Source organism: Westiellopsis prolifica IICB1 (assembly GCF_004323185.1).
Classification (GTDB): Bacteria; Cyanobacteriota; Cyanobacteriia; order Cyanobacteriales; family Nostocaceae; genus Pelatocladus; species Pelatocladus prolificus_A.
Window position 1 is genome coordinate 1,228,625 of sequence record NZ_NAPS01000001.1, and the last position, 18,020, is coordinate 1,246,644.

The 18,020-nt window shown below is 37.3% G+C and carries 12 protein-coding genes; 3 read left to right on the top strand and 9 right to left on the bottom strand.

Translation table 11 applies throughout. The annotated features are described in order from the left end of the window. Positions 1-172: 172 nt before the first annotated feature. Positions 173-1,345: a formate-dependent phosphoribosylglycinamide formyltransferase gene (gene purT / locus B4U84_RS05265; RefSeq protein ID WP_131115939.1), complete on the bottom strand. Its 1,173-nt coding sequence runs from the start codon at positions 1,343-1,345 to the stop codon at positions 173-175. Positions 1,346-1,374: 29 nt separating this feature from the next. After that, the gene (locus B4U84_RS05270; RefSeq protein ID WP_131115941.1) at positions 1,375-1,857 is read right to left on the bottom strand and encodes a pentapeptide repeat-containing protein; all 483 of its coding nucleotides are present in this window, start codon (positions 1,855-1,857) and stop codon (positions 1,375-1,377) included. Between the two features lie 463 nt (positions 1,858-2,320). On the opposite strand from B4U84_RS05270, the gene B4U84_RS05275 reads away from it, so the two are divergent. Then, entirely contained in the window at positions 2,321-2,884 is a 564-nt protein-coding gene (locus tag B4U84_RS05275; RefSeq protein ID WP_131115943.1) for a hypothetical protein, read from the top strand. 34 nt (positions 2,885-2,918) lie between these two features. On the opposite strand, the gene B4U84_RS05280 is transcribed toward B4U84_RS05275, so the two are convergent. The 5 genes from B4U84_RS05280 to B4U84_RS05300 all read right to left on the bottom strand — a co-directional run bounded on the left by B4U84_RS05280 (position 2,919) and on the right by B4U84_RS05300 (position 10,523). After that, on the bottom strand, positions 2,919-4,505 hold the full coding sequence (locus B4U84_RS05280; protein ID WP_131115945.1) for a sensor histidine kinase: 1,587 nt from the start codon (positions 4,503-4,505) through the stop codon (positions 2,919-2,921). Positions 4,506-4,618: 113 nt separating this feature from the next. Beyond that, positions 4,619-5,062 carry a response regulator gene (locus tag B4U84_RS05285; protein WP_131115947.1) on the bottom strand — a complete coding sequence of 148 codons (444 nt, stop codon included), beginning with the start codon at positions 5,060-5,062 and terminating at the stop codon, positions 4,619-4,621. A 60-nt stretch (positions 5,063-5,122) separates the two neighbouring features. Next, the gene (locus tag B4U84_RS05290; RefSeq protein ID WP_131115949.1) at positions 5,123-7,402 is read right to left on the bottom strand and encodes an ATP-binding protein; all 2,280 of its coding nucleotides are present in this window, start codon (positions 7,400-7,402) and stop codon (positions 5,123-5,125) included. Between the two features lie 671 nt (positions 7,403-8,073). Further along, positions 8,074-9,024, bottom strand: a complete 951-nt coding sequence (locus B4U84_RS05295) for a hypothetical protein (protein WP_131115951.1) — start codon at positions 9,022-9,024, stop codon at positions 8,074-8,076. Between the two features lie 14 nt (positions 9,025-9,038). Beyond that, a complete protein-coding gene (locus tag B4U84_RS05300) occupies positions 9,039-10,523 on the bottom strand; it encodes a cyclic nucleotide-binding domain-containing protein (protein ID WP_131115953.1) in 1,485 nt (494 codons plus the stop codon). A 459-nt stretch (positions 10,524-10,982) separates the two neighbouring features. Here B4U84_RS05300 and B4U84_RS05305 point away from each other — a divergent pair, with 459 nt between their 5' ends. Then, the gene (locus tag B4U84_RS05305; RefSeq protein WP_131115955.1) at positions 10,983-14,606 is read left to right on the top strand and encodes an ATP-binding protein; all 3,624 of its coding nucleotides are present in this window, start codon (positions 10,983-10,985) and stop codon (positions 14,604-14,606) included. A gap of 24 nt (positions 14,607-14,630) precedes the next feature. Here the strand turns inward: B4U84_RS05305 and B4U84_RS05310 are convergent, their stop codons facing one another. Together B4U84_RS05310 and B4U84_RS05315 are read right to left on the bottom strand one after the other, a co-directional pair. Next, the gene (locus B4U84_RS05310; protein WP_044451501.1) at positions 14,631-15,248 is read right to left on the bottom strand and encodes a Uma2 family endonuclease; all 618 of its coding nucleotides are present in this window, start codon (positions 15,246-15,248) and stop codon (positions 14,631-14,633) included. 159 nt (positions 15,249-15,407) lie between these two features. Next, a complete protein-coding gene (locus B4U84_RS05315) occupies positions 15,408-16,802 on the bottom strand; it encodes a hypothetical protein (RefSeq protein WP_044451500.1) in 1,395 nt (464 codons plus the stop codon). A gap of 278 nt (positions 16,803-17,080) precedes the next feature. On the opposite strand from B4U84_RS05315, the gene B4U84_RS05320 reads away from it, so the two are divergent. After that, the gene (locus tag B4U84_RS05320) at positions 17,081-17,818 is read left to right on the top strand and encodes a DUF8692 domain-containing protein (RefSeq protein ID WP_242677541.1); all 738 of its coding nucleotides are present in this window, start codon (positions 17,081-17,083) and stop codon (positions 17,816-17,818) included. Positions 17,819-18,020 lie beyond the last annotated feature (202 nt).

The window sequence follows — 18,020 nt, forward strand, 5'->3', positions numbered from 1 at the left end:
ATTGAATCACGATACACATAAATTTTGTACCAGACGCGATATATCGCGTCTCTACAGGGTCTGTATTTGTATCAGGTTTTTTGTGAAATGGTATAACGCATGAATAGAACTGAGAAAGCGATGAATATTGATGAATATCCGTCCCTTTCTCTTTTTCCGCTTTAACCGAAAACTATTGTGTCAATTTAACTTTACTAGCGGCTGTTGTGGCTTTTTCTCGTGCTTGTTGAATATTGTTACCTTTTGCTAAAGCAACTCCCATGCGACGATAAGGATGAGCAGTAGGTTTACCAAATAGCTTAATATCTACATCTTTTTCTGACAATGCCTCAGCTACACCTGTGTAAGCGGGAGCATCTAATTTTTCGGAAGCTAAGATTACTGCACTTGCTGAAGCTCCCAACTGTTCTATGTGAGGAATTGGTAAGCCTAAAATTGCTCGCAGATGCAGTTCAAATTCATTCAAATTTTGCGAGATCAGAGTCACCATTCCCGTATCATGAGGTCTAGGTGAAAGTTCTGAAAAAATTACCTCGTCTTTAGTAATAAAAAATTCCACACCAAAAATTCCCGCACCACCTAAAGCATCAGTAACTTTTTTGGCGATTTCCTGAGCTTGTGCTATCATCGCTTCTGATATTCCCGCAGGTTGCCAAGATTCTTGATAATCTCCTCTTTCTTGACGATGACCAATTGGAGAACAGAAAATTGTCGGCGCATTCCATTGTTTAATAGTTAGCAAAGTAATCTCAATTTCAAAATCAATAAATTCTTCTACGATGACTTTTTGAGTGTCACCTCTAGAACCTGCGATCGCATAATTCCATGCTTTCTCAACTTCTCCTTGATCTTTGACAACTGACTGGCCTTTACCAGAAGAAGACATCACAGGTTTTACCACATTCGGAAAACCAATTTCATCAGAAATTGTCATTAATTCTTCTAAGGTAGAAGCATAGCCATATTTTGCAGTTCTAATCCCTAATTTTTGGTGTGCTAGTTCCCGGATGCGATCGCGATTCATTGTATAGTTAGTCGCTGCTGCGGTTGGAATAACTGTCATTCCCCTTTCTTCAAATTCCAGCAACTTTTCTGTTCTAATTGCTTCAATTTCCGGTATGATCAAATCCGGCTGATACTTACTAACAATTCTTTCCAAATCATCAGCACTCAACATGGAAATTACTTCTGCACAATCTGCTACTTGCATTGCTGGAGCATTTTCATAACGATCAACAGCAATTACAAAATTACCAAGGCGTTGAGCAGCAATCACAAATTCTTTTCCTAGTTCTCCCGAACCAAGTAACATTAATTTTCGTGGCAATTTAATATTACTATCCATAACACTCTTCATCTATTTCTAAAATATTTTTAAGAATTAAGAACTGCTCCACGCATTACTAAATCTTGACGTTGTTGATTGCTTAAACCAACTCCTTCACCAAAATTACATTTTTTCACTAAAGCTTTTAACCATATAGTCTCATTGAGAGTAGCTCCTCTTAAATCTGCATCTGTGACATCTGCATTTGTAAAGTTAGCAAAAATTAGATCAGCATCAACTAAAATACTTCCTTTCAAATTTGCTCCTGATAAATTTCCGCGAATCAAGTTTACTCCTTCTAATTCTAAACCAGATAAATCTGCTCCCATCAAATTAGGAAATTTTAGCTGAGTAGGATTAGCAAAAAAACGGCTAACGCAAACAATATTTGTTTCATTTAAGCGCATTTTCGCTAAAAAATCATAGCGTCCTATCCCTAATTGCTTGAGTATTTGCAAACGCTGTTCATAATTTTTTTCTAAAAAATAAATAGACCGCTCATGGAATTCTAGATTGGTAATATTTAGCATTTATATCAAAATCTGGAAAGTATTCAGATTTTCAAATCAATCAAAATATATCACGAAAATTACTAACTTTAGTTGGTATTTACATTATCATTTATGAGTTCAGTCATGTATCTTCGTATTTTTTATAGGACTTACGCACACTCTACCGATTCTTGGCTTACTTGGCGTCTATGGCGGTTTCATAAGTAAAGCTTTTTGGCGATTTTTGCGTAAGTCCTGTTTTAGATACAGCGCTAGTTTTATCGATGTGCATCGGTGTACCCTGAGCTTAAATACGCAGTGGCTACTTATACCACATTGCTACAGGAGTCTAAGTCTACTAAAAGTAGACCTAAATAAGCGATTTCACCCACTGAAAGTTAGTTTTAGCTATGAGCCGCGCAATTTCTTTGAGGGCGAAATATTGGATTAATGAGATCTATCAAACTCATGTTAAACCTCATTGCAAACCGCCATATTAACTATGAAAAGAAAAATTTTACCTATTTATTTTCAAGGTAGCTTTCTGCTACTAACTATATTATTATTGGGAGTTTCGCTCATATTGACAGCGTTCTTTTCACTCGATATTTTCAGAGCCAGAGTTATAGATATCGATAAAGCCAATCAGCTGATAGAAGCAAAAAAGCAAAAACAAAATAATTATTTAGGGACTACTAAAGTAATTTTTTCCCAAGGATTTAGTGACAAAGGAATAGATCCAAGATGTCTAACTTGGCCATCAAAATTGTCATATAGTGGTTGGAGTAATGATCCTAAAGACCATGACTTTTTCATCGATCATTACATACCTCCTGGGAAAAAAGCCATTATTTGTGCAACACCTGCATTATCAGCTGCACTCGCCATCCATCCTCGCAAAAGATTTTTATATGAAGTGTCAAAAATTGACTTAGATGATGGATTATATGTTCGGGTTGTAGTTGGACTATCAGAAGCAAGAGAACCTTGTAAATTATTCACAGGTAGCGTAGATTGTGTAAACTCAATTTTGGCGCGACAAGCTGTAGTTAAATATGAACCGTAGTGTTGGGGATTGGAGAATCCCCGATCCCCTATAACTAATGACTACCTTTTTGTATATGTTGCTTTGGTAGGGAAACTGTAACTTTAGTACCTTGATCGGGTTGACTATCTAAACTAATCCTACCACCATGTAATTCTACGCAAGCTTTTGTAATTGCTAACCCTAAACCTGTTCCAGGAAGTGTGTCAACATTACTTCCACGATAAAAAGGTTCAAACAGGTTGGTTTGATCTTCTATTGGTATACCTATACCTTGGTCTTGAATAAAAAATATTATTTCAGATTCTTTGCCAATCAAATAGAATTCTATATTGCCTCCTTTTGGAGAATATTTAATAGCATTGGAAATTAAATTACTAAATATCAACCGTAAAAGTCCTTGATCGCCCCAGAAGCCTTTATGATTTCCAGTACTCTGAAAAATGAATTCATGGTGTTCGCTAACTAATTGCTGTTGTTCAGTGATTAAGCTAGAGAAAAAATGCTCTAAATCAAGGGGAATTGTTTTAAATTTGGTCTTGTTGAGTTCAAATTGATTCATGACTAGCATGTCATCTATCAATTTGGACATGTGTCTTGCTTTCTGCTCGATAATATGCAAAAACTTGTGTTTTTTTAATTCCTCAAGATGGTCGCCATATTGCTTGAGTGTAGATGCAGCAGCTAAAATTGAAGCCAGTGGTGTACGATACTCGTGGGAAATAGTCGTGATAATTTGAGATTTAAAGGCATTGAGTTCTTTTTCTTTTTCTAGAGCAGCTTGAGTTTTTGTGAGTAATTCTGCTTGTTGAATTGCGATCGCTAGTTGTACAGACACTTCACAAAGTATCTCTAGTTCGTCAGATTGCCATTCTCGTTTTCCTGTACACTGATGAGCAATCAAAAAACCCCAAGGTTTTGATATTGATTGTTGCTCACTCAAAGTAATGGGAACTATTAGATTTGCTTTATTATTTAATAGCTCTAGGGGGTTGAGGTTGCAATCATGGGAGCCAGCCCAATAACATAATAAAGAATTATTTTGATCTGTTGTATTGTTTTGAGCAATTTGTTCTGAGTCTGTTTCTGGAGAAGACTGACATACTATCACGCGATCGCACTTGAGCATTTGTTGCACTTCTCTGACAGCCGTGTATAAAATTTCTTGTAAATCAAGAGACTGGCGAATTCGTAGCAACATCGTAGCAATCAACCGCTGTCGTTCCTGAGTCTTTTGTAACTGAGTTCGCAGATATAATTGCTTGATCACATTACGAACTGCTAGTTGCAAAATATCCGGTTTCAGGTGTTGCTTAACTAAATAATCTTGGACACCCTTTTTCATCGCTTCCACAGCAATCTCTTCGTCACCCCGTCCAGTCAGCATAATCACGGGTACGGAAGAACCAAAGGTTTTCTGTCTAAGCTTATCTAGAAATTCGATTCCGCTCATATCTGGCAAGCAAAAATCCAGCAGAATCAAATCACAAGGCATATTTTGGCACAAGCCAAGTGCAACTTCTGCTGAATCGGCTTCCAGAATTTGGTAATAATGATGAGGATCTTTCAAAAGAAAGCGGCGATAGATTTTCCGATCCGTTGCACAATCATCAATGATGAGCAGCTTCCAGGCATTCGGCATAAGAAAAAGGGGCAGGGGTGCAAAACTCCTTCCTTAACATTGCCATAAATTACGAAAACATTAAGAAAAACTAAAAAAAATGTAAAAAAAATATAAGTGTTGGGGATTGGGGATCACCCAGAAATTGGTGAAATATTGACTTGTAACCAATAATCGACAAACGCTTGAATGGTTTTTTGCAGTTCTTGGACATCCATTGGCTTGACAAGATAGCCATTTGCACCCTTTTGATAACAAAATTCAATATCCTTGGGGTTGGATGAAGTTGTGAAGATAACTATGGGAATTTCTCTAAAAGTTTTATCTTGCTTAAGTTGTTCTAGGATGTCACGACCATCAATTCCTGGTAGATTCAGATCTAGCAGAATCACCGAAGGTCGGGATAATCCATCGATTTTTTTCCCTTCTTGGTAAAGGTAGTCTAAAACTTCATCCCCACTACTACAACGATGGATGGGGTTTTGGACAGCCATTCGCCGCATCAAGCGTTGGAGAATTCGGAAATCCTCGTTGCTGTCCTCAACAACCAATAGTGGTTCGCTAAGTTTTGTTGCCATTAGTTCATCTATCTGAGCAAATTATGTTTATTAAAAAGTTTTGTAATATATCTTAACTTATCATAGTGTCAAATAAAATGTTGATCCTTCGCCTGGGGTAGATTCAACCCAAATTTGACCACCGTGACGTTCAATTATTTTTTTGGCGATCGCCAGTCCAGCACCTGTTCCACCACCATATTTTTCTTGAGTATGCAGTCGTTTGAACAGTCTGAATATGGTTTGGTGGTGATGGACTGGAATTCCAATACCGTTATCCCGTACGTAAAAAGTGATTGGAAACTGGGAATCAACAGAAGACACACTCAACTCTGGAGGACTAGACACAGAGATTTGTCGATCAGCATCCCCCTGTCCTCCAATTCCTCCCTCCAAATAACCAATCTCCACCCATTTTTCTGCTTTATCATTATATTTGAAAGCATTAGTGATTAGGTTACTAAAGACTTCGTTCACAAGAACTGGGTCACACTGAATTGTTGGTAGAGGTCTGGGAATACGAATTTCGAGATTATGTTGTTGATGACTAGCATCAAAGACGTTGATCACTTGCTCAAGCAATTCGTTTAAATTTACTGCTTGTAAATGTAGTGCTGCTTGCCCTAATTGCGATAGTCGTAGTAAACCATTAATTAGGGTTTCCATGCGTACCGACAAGGAAATAACTGTCTGTAAGTAATCTGTAGCATCTTCATCTAGGACGGATGCATAGTCTTCAAGGAGAATTATTGAGTAATTATATATACCCCGTAAGGGTTCCTTGAGATCATGAGAAGCTGCATAAGCAAAAGAAGCTAATTCGCGGTTACTGGTTTCTAACTCTTGATTGATTTTGGCTAATTCTTCTGCTTTTTTAAGAACAATTCCCACGATCGCATTTCGCAGACTCAAAGCACTATCAAGTTCGCATTTTTGCCAAGGTAGAGATGTTAATCTTACAAGTTCTTGCCATTTCTCAAAGGACTTTCGGGGACAAAGGGTGATAGTACCATCTGAGTTAACTTGAATCGAATCGTTGGGATTACCTGCCCAGTTTACCGTGCGGATTACTTCGGGGCGAAACCAGAGTATATAATAATGTCGCAATTTAGAAATCCGCAATAGCAACAAACCACTAGCGGTATCTTTAAATGTCTCAGCCTCTGGGTAAAGCTTGGGTAGAGAATCAGTATAAAATATATTATCTTTCACCTGAGCATCTGCCCAGGTAATTAGCGATCGCACATCTTCGGTATCTGGTGTTCTTCCCAGCAGATAAATTTTACCATCCAAACAAACCGCCGCCCCTGTTGCACCTACAAGACCTAGTAACCGGGGTTCAGGATGGATTAACGCATCTCTAAAATTATCTGCTTGAGAAATAGATTCGACAACACCAGACCGCAGAGATTCCAATCTAATTTTATAGTCTACTTCTTCTTGAATGACTTTATTCGCCAACTCGGATGATACGATTTGTCCTAAAAATTCACAACCAGCCCGGATTTCATAAGGGACATATCTAGGAGTTTGATGGTGACAGGAAATTAATCCCCACAGGTTTCCATTTTTAATTAGGGGAATGACCATCAAAGCTGCTACACCCATATTTTGATGATATTGCACACAACATGGATCAACACTCCGCAGCACAGACAGACTTAGATCGAGGAGAGTATCATCTGTTGTAGGAATTAATTCTACAGGTTGGGCGTTGATACATGGTACAATCCGCAATGGATTGCGTGTATATAAATCTTTAGCTCCTCGTGGTATATCTGTAGCTGGATAGTGGAGTCCCAAATAGGGCGATAACTCTTGTGTTTTGACTTCAGCAATCACTACCCCCGCGCCTTGATGGTCAAATTGGTAAACCATCACCCGATCAAATTCTGTAATATTGCGGATTTGTTGGGCTGCAATTTGTAAGAAATCTATCAAGTTATTTGTACGTTTGAGTTTGGCGATCGCTCCTTTGATTAAGGTGTGAATGTTCAAGAAATTGACTTGAACTTGCGATTGTTTTGGTTCTAGCTCTAAAATGATCGTGTTTTCTACTCGATGCACAAAACCATCAAAGTCTCGCTCACCTTCATTTGTGCGGACTGATAGCTTCAGGTAATTAATAGTGTCAATTTCGTCTGTTGGAAGTTGAGCGATCGCTTCTAAACACAAAGCATCGAGTAAATAACTGAGAGGTTGACCAAGCAACTCTTGTGGTCGTTTACCCAAATAGTCTTGGGTATTACTGCTAACTTGTAATATTTCCAATTGTGTACTTAGTGCTAAAAGTACACCATGGGGCTGGATCGAGCCAGGGTTAAAAATGAGATCGTCGTGACTAGTTAATAACAACTCCAAACAATGAGATTTTCAATAAGGTGCTAGTTAAACTGCATAATTAGGGCTAGTGTTTTTGCTTACCCCAAAATTTGCTTATTATTTGTTATTGTAACATTTTTTAAAGATTTTGGATAGATGGTAATCTAAATAGAATACATAGGTAAGCGCTACCCTAAGCGCTGTAGACGCGGAGCAGTGTCAATACGGTTCGGTTAAGGATTTTTCGTCATAATTTTGGTATGTAGAGACGCGATATATCGCGTCTCTACAGGGTTTAAATGTCAATTGATTTGTCTTATCCGAACCGTATTGGGAGCAGTGTAAGTCAGTGAATTTTGGTGAAAAGAAGAGATTTACACGATTGAAGTCAGATTTTTGAGTTAAAAATCTGTTTTATGGCTTGTGAAGCTAATCTATAACTCTAAAACCTAATTTAGAACTCCGAAACCTAATTTAGAACTCCAAAATCTAATTTAGAACTCCGAAACTTGATTTAGGAGTCCTAAACCTAATTTAGAACTCCGAAACTTGATTTAGGAGTTTAAAACCTAATTTAGAACTCCGAAACTTGATTTAGGAGTTCTAAATGGGTTAAAACCTCAACCAGTCGGTTTTGAACCGACTTTAGCTTTCAGCCCAAATTTTAATTTAGGGCTATGTACAAAATATAAGATGGGTGCGGCTCTTTTTTAGCCTAAAGTCCCTAAATACCTTTTCAAATCAAAAAACTTGATCAACTGTTCCAAAGTCGCATCCTCAGAGGTAGGAGTGTTTGCTTCAATTTTTTCGATAGTTTCTGGATTCAAAAATTTAAATACTTCCTGAATCACAACTGGAATACTATCAACTGGCAAACCTTCTATTTCATAAGTATAGCGAGCGAGTCTATCTTTAGCAAAATTGACTTGAAATCTAGCTCGTTTCAGTAAACGCTGTCTAATATGATCATGAAGTTCTTGATTAACTAAATTAAAGTCGGTTTGCAAAATAATTGGAATCAAATCAATATTTTCTTCCAAAAATAGAAGACTTCCTTCTGCGTTGAAAGCTTCAATTCCTTCGATTCCCAGTGTCCCAATATCAGCAAGAGCAGTAATTCGACTGACAATGGATAAATTTTTCTCAGAATTGTAAAGGTCAGCTTGATAAATTGAACCCCTGATAGGATCGTATAAGCAAATTGTTGCTTCAATTGCTTCTTTAATAATTCCTAAATCAGAATTTGTAAAAATTCCCAGACTGTTAGGATCAGATTTGGATAAATCTTCATTCAAATTATGAATGTAATTCATCAGTTTGTGAATTGTTGCTGCTTCACTCACACCAATTTCTCTTTTGCGAGCAGTATGAGGTTCGCTCTGGGGAACAAACTCTTGTACTAAATCGTGAGACAAAGTACAAATTTCTAATAAAAGTTCCATCCGGTTGATATATTCTAGATTGTTTTGCCAATAAGGTTTAATTACTTGAAAAATTTGATTTGCTCGGCGTTCTACTCCTTGAACATGCTGACAATTATGATAATAAAGCTGTTTTTGTTCAGCTTCTTGTTTCATTTCTTGGAGTGCAAAATCTCTGACTCTCGCAACTGTTTTGGAAAATTTTTGGAAAGAATGATTGTGATGATTCGTCTGTTTCATGGTCAAGATTGATTTTAAATGCCAAAAATAGCTTGAATGCGTTTACGGATTTGGGTAAATGGAGTTTCGTTCGGAGCATTAGCAGCAATTTTGATTCCCAAACGTTCTAATGTTTCTTGACGTTTAGATAATTCAACAGAGATTTTATCTGCTAAATCTGGTTGTTTTTCCAAAAGACTTTGTAAATTCTCCCTATCTACCACAAACAAAACAGTTGGTTCTAAAGTACGTAGGGTAGCAGTGCGGGGTGTCCCCATCAGCAAAGACATTTCTCCAATAAATTCCCCAGGATGTCGAGTAGCAACTTGTTTATTAATAGATTCAACAAAAACTTCCACTGCACCAGACAAAATAATATAGAAACAATCTCCTGGCTCATTTTCTCGACAGATAATTTCATCAGCTTCTAAGACTCGTTTATAACCACGTAAAATTATATGACGTAATTCTGTATCACTACACTTTTCAAAATAACTGACTTGCCGTAATAAATTTCTTAGTAGTGGAATATTAGTAGTTTTTTGAGAAGCTAGCTGAGATTTTTCGTGATTTAAGACTGTGCTGACAGAAGAATCATTAGCTAATTCTTCACCTGTGAATTTTTGTGACCAAGAACCCATTTGTTTGAAGTTATCAATATAAATCCTTCTTTGAGCAATGGGACGATCAACTCCGCGATCGCGCAATTCTTCTTCAATAAAAAAGTATAATGAACTTGTAATTTCATCCTTCTTTTGATGGTCATTTATCCAGACTAACAATTCAAAATCCATTCCTTCTCGAAAGCCTTTAAAGTGAACTTCAGGACAAGGTGATGGTAGTACATCAAGTTCCCGACGAGCAGCAGCCAAAAGTGACTCAGCAACTACGAGGGGATCGCTTTCATCAGGAACATCAATAGGAACATGAATTCTAACTTTTGGATCTTTATAAGTCCAATTAATTACCTTGTTTTCCAAGAAAGTCTTATTAGGAACAATCACAAACACACCATCAATAGTTTTAATGATTGTCGAACGGATTGAAATATTTTCCACAACTCCCGAAAGATCATCAATTTGAATAAAGTCTCCCACTTTAATTGATTGCTCAAACAAAAGAGTGATACCGCTAATAAAGTTACTAGCAAGATCCTGAAGTCCAATACCAAAACCAATACCAATGGCTCCTGCAAAAATAGTTAAAGAACTGAGGCTGATACCAACAGTTTGCAGAACAACTAAAAATGCCAAAATTGTGAGAGTATAGCTCAAAAGAGCAGATAGAGCTTCGAGACTACCGCGCTCTTGGACAAAGCGAGCTAAAAATAAACGTTTGATTAGCTCTTTAATTAAACGAGCAATCAAAAAAGCGATGATAAGTGAAAAAATCAGTTCGAGAATAAACTTTAAAGAAACCTCTTTGTTTCCTAAAATAAATAGCTTGGTTGTCCACAAGCTAGATAACTCAATCCATAGTTTTTGTATTTGTGAAGTCAGCCAATTTATTGTTCCTATCATGAGTGATTAAATATTTCCACTAGCCATCAAACACCTAAGTAATCAATTTAGTTTTTTGACTTAATTTTTAATAATTTTAATAAAAAATACTTTTTCAAACGATTTTCATTACTGATTTTATCTTTACTAAGTTTAAAAATATGATAACATCAACATAATTTTGACATACAGTTTATAGTAAAATATCAAGCAATATAGGACTCATATTTGATTTCTGAAATACACGTAGGGTGCGTTACGCCAAAGGCTAACGCACCAGTTAAGAATTTAGGTGCGTTAGGCTACGCCATAACACACCCTACAGATACTTAGATTTTTTCATAAATCAAATCGGACTCCTATATAAGATTGATATTTATTTTTGAACCGAACTCAGTACACTTCCTGTTAAGAGTTCCCTGAAGAAAGATAACACCAGTTACGAAACGAAAATATACCTCAAACCCTTATCAATGACAAATGAGAGCCGAATCTTCTAATTTTTCTTCGAGTTTAAATCTAGAACAACTTGTATTAGAAATTTCCGATCTCAATCAGGAGTTAGAACAAGTCAAGCAAGAGAAAGCAGAACTAGAAGCTCTAGTACAGACAATTACAGAACACTCTGATGTCGTAGCGAAAGAACTACAACAGAAAGCAGAACAAGCAAAGCGTGAAAGCGAAGATCGATTTCAAGTCATTGCGGAAGCAACTCCCGCGACAGTTATCATTTCGCAGCTAGCTAGTGGGAAAATTTTGTATGCAAATACCGCAGCTAGCTCAATGTTAGATTTACCGAAGGAAGAATTGCTGAATCGTCAAACATTAGACTTTTACTATCAAGCTGGCGATCGCGAAAAATTACTAAATATTTTCCGCAAACATGGTAGTCTGAGAAACTACGAAGTCCAGTGGAAAAAAGCTAATGGTACAAGCTTTTGGGCAGCCATATCTCTGCAATCGTTTGTTTTTAATGGCTCAGAAGCTTTGCTGGGTACAGTTCTAGATATAACTAAACGCAAACAAGCAGAAGTCGATCGCATTCGTTTCACCCAACAACTAAAGGAAAAAAATGCCCAATTACAGCGTCTCAACAAACTCAAAGATGAATTTTTGATCAACACCTCCAATCAATTGTCTACTCCCCTGGAAGGGTTGGTGAATACCGCTAAGTCAATGTTAGAGGGAGGGATGGGTGAGGTATCTCCATCACAACGAAAAAGTCTGCAAAATCTTACCCAGAGTGGGTATCAACTTCTCAACCGTATCAACAATATTCGTGAATTTTCCAAACTCAGACACGGTGATATTAAGTTACAACTGCAATCAGTGGATTTACACCAAATTGCTGAGACAGTGTTGGAATCGATGCGACCTCTGATTGATCAGAAAAATTTGGAATTGCTGAATAGTATTCCCGTCAAAAGCACAAGCGCTTATGCTGATCCGGTTCGCCTGCAACAAATTTTACAAATTCTTGTTGATAATGCCATTGAATTTACCCCAACAGGTCAAATAGAAATCTCTATATCTGCACTTGAAGTTGAAGATCCTCAGAATACATCACACATTGCTATAAGTGTTTATGATACAGGTAAAGGAATTGCTGAAGATGAATTAACAGAAATTTCTGAATTATTTCAGCAAGCAGAGCATTTAGCAACTCGCCAAGCCGGAAGTAAGGGTTTGGGATTGAGTATTATCAAAGCTTTGGTGGAGTTGCATGGAGGCAAAATTACTATAGAATCTACGGTAGGGGTAGGTACTCGTTTAACCTTTACTTTGCCTAAGAACATATCGCTTATTCCCAGTGGAGCGATCGCCCCATCTAATCATATTCCAGGCTCAACTCCCAGCCTCCCAACTAGAAACGCCGTATCTTTTCAAACTGCCAAAAAAACACGTCCTGTGAAAACCGCTGTTGCAACCGTCAACAAAACACAGCAACAGAATCAGCGTACCCGAAATAAGTTTATACGAGGACTGAGTAAAATTCCACTGCGAGTGATTCTGATTGTTCCTTTTGTGGTGCAAGTGGTGGGAGCAGTTGGTTTAGTGGGTTATATTTCATTTAAAAATGGACAAGAGGCTGTTGACGATCTAGCTACTCAGTTGATGAGTGAAATTACTGCTCGCATTGAACAGAATTTACGAACTTATTTGGAAACTCCACATCAAATTAATCAAAGCAATGAGAATGCGATTAAATTAGGGTTAATAAATACACAAAATTTGCAACCTTGGGAGAAATATCTTTGGCAGCAAGTACAGTCATATCCCTACATTAATTTTATTAAATTTACAAATAAAAATGGACAAGAGCGAACAGGGGAAAAGCTGGAAAATGGTACTTTATTAATTAATGCCATAGACAAATTTACGAACTTTGATTTTTATTCTTACAATACGAATACGACAGGCGATCGCACAACAGTAGCAGCCATATTCAAAGGTTTTGATACTAGAAAAGGAGCCTGGTACATAGATGCTGGTAAGGCAGGTAAACCAACTTGGAGTTCAGTTTATATCTCACTTTTAGAACCAGTATTACTAATTAGCGCTTCCCAACCTGTGTATGATTCAACAGGAAAACAATTACAAGGAGTATTGAATACTTCCCTACGACTTAATAGTATTGGTCGATTCTTAAATAGTCTCAAAATCGGGAAATCTGGACAAGCCTTTATTGTCGAACATGATGGAACACTACTAGCAACTTCTACCAAAGAAAAACCATTTCGTACTCAAGGAAATGTCAGAAAACGATTTAAAGCCGTAGATAGTAACGACTCAGTCACTAAAACTACAGCTAGATATTTAGCTACCCATTTTCGAGACTTTAATCAAATTAAAAATTCACAAAAACTCAATATTGAAATAGAGAACAAACAGCAATATATAAAAGTAATGCCTTTTCAAGATAATAAAGGATTACATTGGCTGATTGTGGTTGTTGTTCCTGAAACCGACTTCATGGCACAAATTAATACCAACAACCAGACTACAATTGTGTTATGTATTGCAACTTTAATAGTGGCAATTATTATTGGTATTTTCACATCTCGCTGGGTGACAGAGCCACTTGTCCGGCTTAATTTTGCAGCCAAAGATATTGCTAAAGGAGAATGGGATAAAACCGTTGATATTGAACGTGCTGATGAAGTTGGAGAACTTGCCAAGACGTTTAATTATATGGCTGGACAACTGAAAAAATCCTTTGAAACCCTAGAAAATCAAAATAATGCCATTGTCCGTTTCTTTCCCCATGAATATCTCAAATTTTTGCAAAAGAAAAGCGTGGTGAATGTCCAGTTAGGGGATCACGTGAGCAAAGAAATGGCGGTGATGTTCTCCGATATTCGCTCCTTTACAACTATTTCGGAGAGTATGACACCCCAAGAGAATTTTGATTTTGTTAACGCCTATCTCAGGCGGGTTTCTCCAGAAATTCGCAATCATAACGGTATGATTGTGAAATATTTGGGTGATGGGATGATGGCAATTTTCCCTAACAGTGCAGATGATGCAGTCCAAGCAGGAATCACCAAACTGCGACGAGTTCATGAGTATAACCAAGAGCGAGCAAACAAAGGTTATGCACCCCTGCAAATCGGTATTGGTATCCATGTTGGTCATATGATGGTGGGAATGGTGGGAGAAGAAAACCGGATGCAAGGCGATGCTTTTTCAGATAATGTCAACCTTACGGCACGTTTAGAAGGTTTAACCAAGTTTTACGGCGTGTCTATGTTGATTTCTGAACAAGTCTTGGAAAAATTGAGCGATCCCAGTCAATATCAAATTCGATTTTTAGACCGAGCAATAGTTAAAGGTAGAAAAGAAGCGATCGCAGTCTATGAAGTCATGGACGGTGAAACAGAAGAAATTAAAGCCTTGAAGTTTCAAACACAATCAGATTTTGAACAAGGACTAGAATATTACCGTCGTCGCCAATTTCCCGAAGCTCAAAGATACTTTGAACAAGTTTTAGCAGTCAATCTTTCAGATAAAACAGCAGCACTTTACCTAGAGCGAGTTAATCAATTAATGGAACAAGGTGCGCCGGAAAACTGGAATGGTGTTTGGACATTCAGCGAGAAATAATCCAATGTTATAAAAACACAGGTTTTATAAAGCACCATTAAAAATCTGATTAGCAGTCAGTTTCAAATCTGGAAAACTAGGAGATATAATACGTTCTGAATTTCTAAATTGAGTGACTTGATATTCTTCATCAACTAGATAATAAATAGAAATGGTTGGTTGTTTAGGATTACCAATAAATTTTCTTGCTCCTAAAGCTGCATAATCAACAATCCAATATTCGCGAATCTTCATTGCTTCATAATTTCCCAATTTCGTGTAATAATCATCTTCCCAATTTGTACTCACAACTTCGACAATCAAAGGAATGGATTCACTTTGAGTCACAGTAGATTCTTTTTCCCACAATTCCTCGTTGTGTAAATTAGCATCGTTGATTAATACGATATCCGGTGAATAACCTGATGATTTTCTTGGAGGTTTTACTAATGCTGTTTTGGGGATAAAATATGGCAATTTCAAACGTTTATATTCAACAGTAATTTCCCCTGCTAAAAATCCCGTAACTTTTTCATGCTTTCCACTCGGCTGAGGCATTTCTACAATTATTCCATCGTGTAATTCGTAACGCTTCCCGGCATTTTCTGGCAGCCATTCGATAAATTCTTCAAAGGTAAATAGTTTAGGTAAAGCTTGAGCCATATAAAAACCTCCGCTTGTTTTGACATTACCATTTCTAGCGTCGGAATTGATTAGTTTAACCAATCATTCTTTCATGGTACAAGAAAGCGGATAAATCCTGGGATGATCCGCCATCCAAAATCTAAAATCTAAAATTGTTTTGTCTTTCAGAGAATGAGCTTAATCTTGCATTCCCGCATACAGCAGCCGTACAAATAAACGCACACCATCATCATTCTTTAAAGTTGAATAAGATGGAGCTTCGCTATTACCGATCGCTCGCAAATCAGATAATAGTTCTGGGTGGAATTGGCAAGTAAAGGAACGACGAATTTTTTTAGTTTCAAAGTCTTTGTAGTTAATACAGGTTGCTGAACATTCTGTGACTATTTCACCATCAACTGCTGTTGAGCAGAGAATTTCTACAGAATCGGGAAGTTGTATTAGCCATGATAAAGGACTTCCAGCAATGATTTGCCGATAAGGAACGATCGCGTCATGAATACTGCGGTAAGCCCAATTAGCAAACAGTATTGCTTCCTCGTTGACTTCATCAGAGTGGAACATCGAAATCGAAACTTCTCGCTCATACTGAATTGTCGTGTCAATCACACCTTCGTGAGTGTCAGATGTCACATCATGAGCATAAATAACTTCCCAAGGAATACTTAAAGCATCGCCATCAGGAGACTGATAAGGTAACAAAACACGAGCGCCAACTTCCTTCGTTTCGTTGAGTGCAACCGCAAAATGGGCATCATTCCAACCGGAAGCAACTAAACGACCATCACGTTTTTTTACTTGCAGTGTCTTGCCTAGATCTTTGATCCGCAGGCATACTGCTTGCAATGATTTTAAAGCTTTACCATCGCGATCGCGCTCTAAAGTTTTCAAGCTTAGTACTTGTTCGACTGCTTTGCGAATCAGTCGGATATGACATTCAGCAGCTAATTGATGACCCAAACAGATAAATATTGCTGGCGCGCTGGTAGGCGATCGCGAAATGAGTAATTTTTCTACCAATGCAAACATATCTTCTCGTGGACATGCTGGATATGTCCATCCCGATGGATCGTACACCGATGGGTCGCCTCCTTCCACTACTACCGCATAGCCAGAAGTAATTGCTGGAACCACTAAATCCACATCTATCACTCCTGTTGACCAAGCAGGGAGCAATACAGAGTCCATATCAGCAACTTTCTGAGCAATGTAAGCAACATTTCTAGAAGCCCGCACTTCTTCGCCAAGAGCATTAATCCCTACTTGATGCCAGGGTTCAATAATAGTTATAGAATTGCGGAACAAATTGGGATGCAACAACAGAAATTCAAAATCTTCCCTTGAATTTATGACTTTTTCTAAAGGTTGGGCGTGTCCCCATTCAAAAATGCCATCAGCAGCAAATAATGGTTTTTCCGCAAGTGGATCAACAGAAGTTCTATCTGCCAAAAAACGACCTAACAAAATATGTACAGACTCAAAATCTGACCTACCTTCATGTAAAAAGCCAGAAGTTAATCTCCAGTCGGTTGTTGTAATTTGATGATCCTGAAATTTACTAGCTATATTCATCTATCTAAAATCAAGCTATTAGTATACTTTTTAGAAAAATACTATTATTTGCTTGCTAATTTGGAAAATTTTTCATTTCCTTAATTACCCCTACAGCGTGTATATTTGTGGTGTTTATATTAAGCTTTGTATATTAAGTTATAAGTATATTGTTTTTTAAAAGTTAAATTTAAGCTAAAAAAGATTAACTAAAGTTTAAGATACATATAGTAGTAAATAAAATTACTTTTATAATTTCATGTTTCAATTTCAAAATTATCGTGGTAGTAAAATTGACATTGTCTGTTTCTCCTAAAAAGGTTGCCTTAGTCTTGACTATCGTAGTTATATGCTTAAGCCTTGTCAGCATCGCTGGGCAATTTTCTAGATATATTATCGGTCGTGGTAGTCTTTTTGGATTAGTAAGGTTGTTCAATGTGGCTGAGGATTCTAACATTCCTACATGGTACTCATCCATTACACTATTATTTTGTTCGCTCCTGTTAGCATCCATTGCTACATCTCAAAAGCTCGCTCATGCTCGCTACATCCTCCATTGGAAAGTTTTATCAGCGATTTTTTTGTATCTATCTATAGACGAAGTCGCAATGATTCATGAGAATGCAGACGCAATACTAGGTTCAAGCATCAACAGAACAGGTTTTCTTTACTACGGTTGGGTTGCCGTTGGCATTCCCCTTACAATTATCTTTGTGCTGTCGTATCTAAAATTTTTGGCTCATCTTCCAAGAAAGATAAGGCTTTTATTTTTTGTTGCTGGTACTATCTTCGTTAGCGGTGCAATCGGCACGGAAATGTTTGCCGGACGCTATGACGAACTCTACAGTTCTGCCAATATGAACTATGCAATGATTACAGCGGTTGAAGAGTTCTGCGAAATGTTTGGTATCGTTGTTTTCATATATGCCTTGCTCTCATATATGAATTTACATTTAACAGAAGTTAAGTTATGTATCCAAAAAACAGCAATGCAACCAAAACGGAGAGTCATTGATGGTGCAGATTTAAAATGGTAATACTCTACACCTATTGAAAGACAATCAAATTGCTAAAGAACTCTTAACATAAAAACAATGTGTGTAATAGACATCTGGTGAAATTAAATATGCGTTATCCAGAACCCTGGTAGAGACGTAGCACTGCTACGTCTCTACATTCTTTTTCACGCCTATGTCTAATTAATTCTGTCTAAGTAGTTATATCTAGTTCGGATAATTA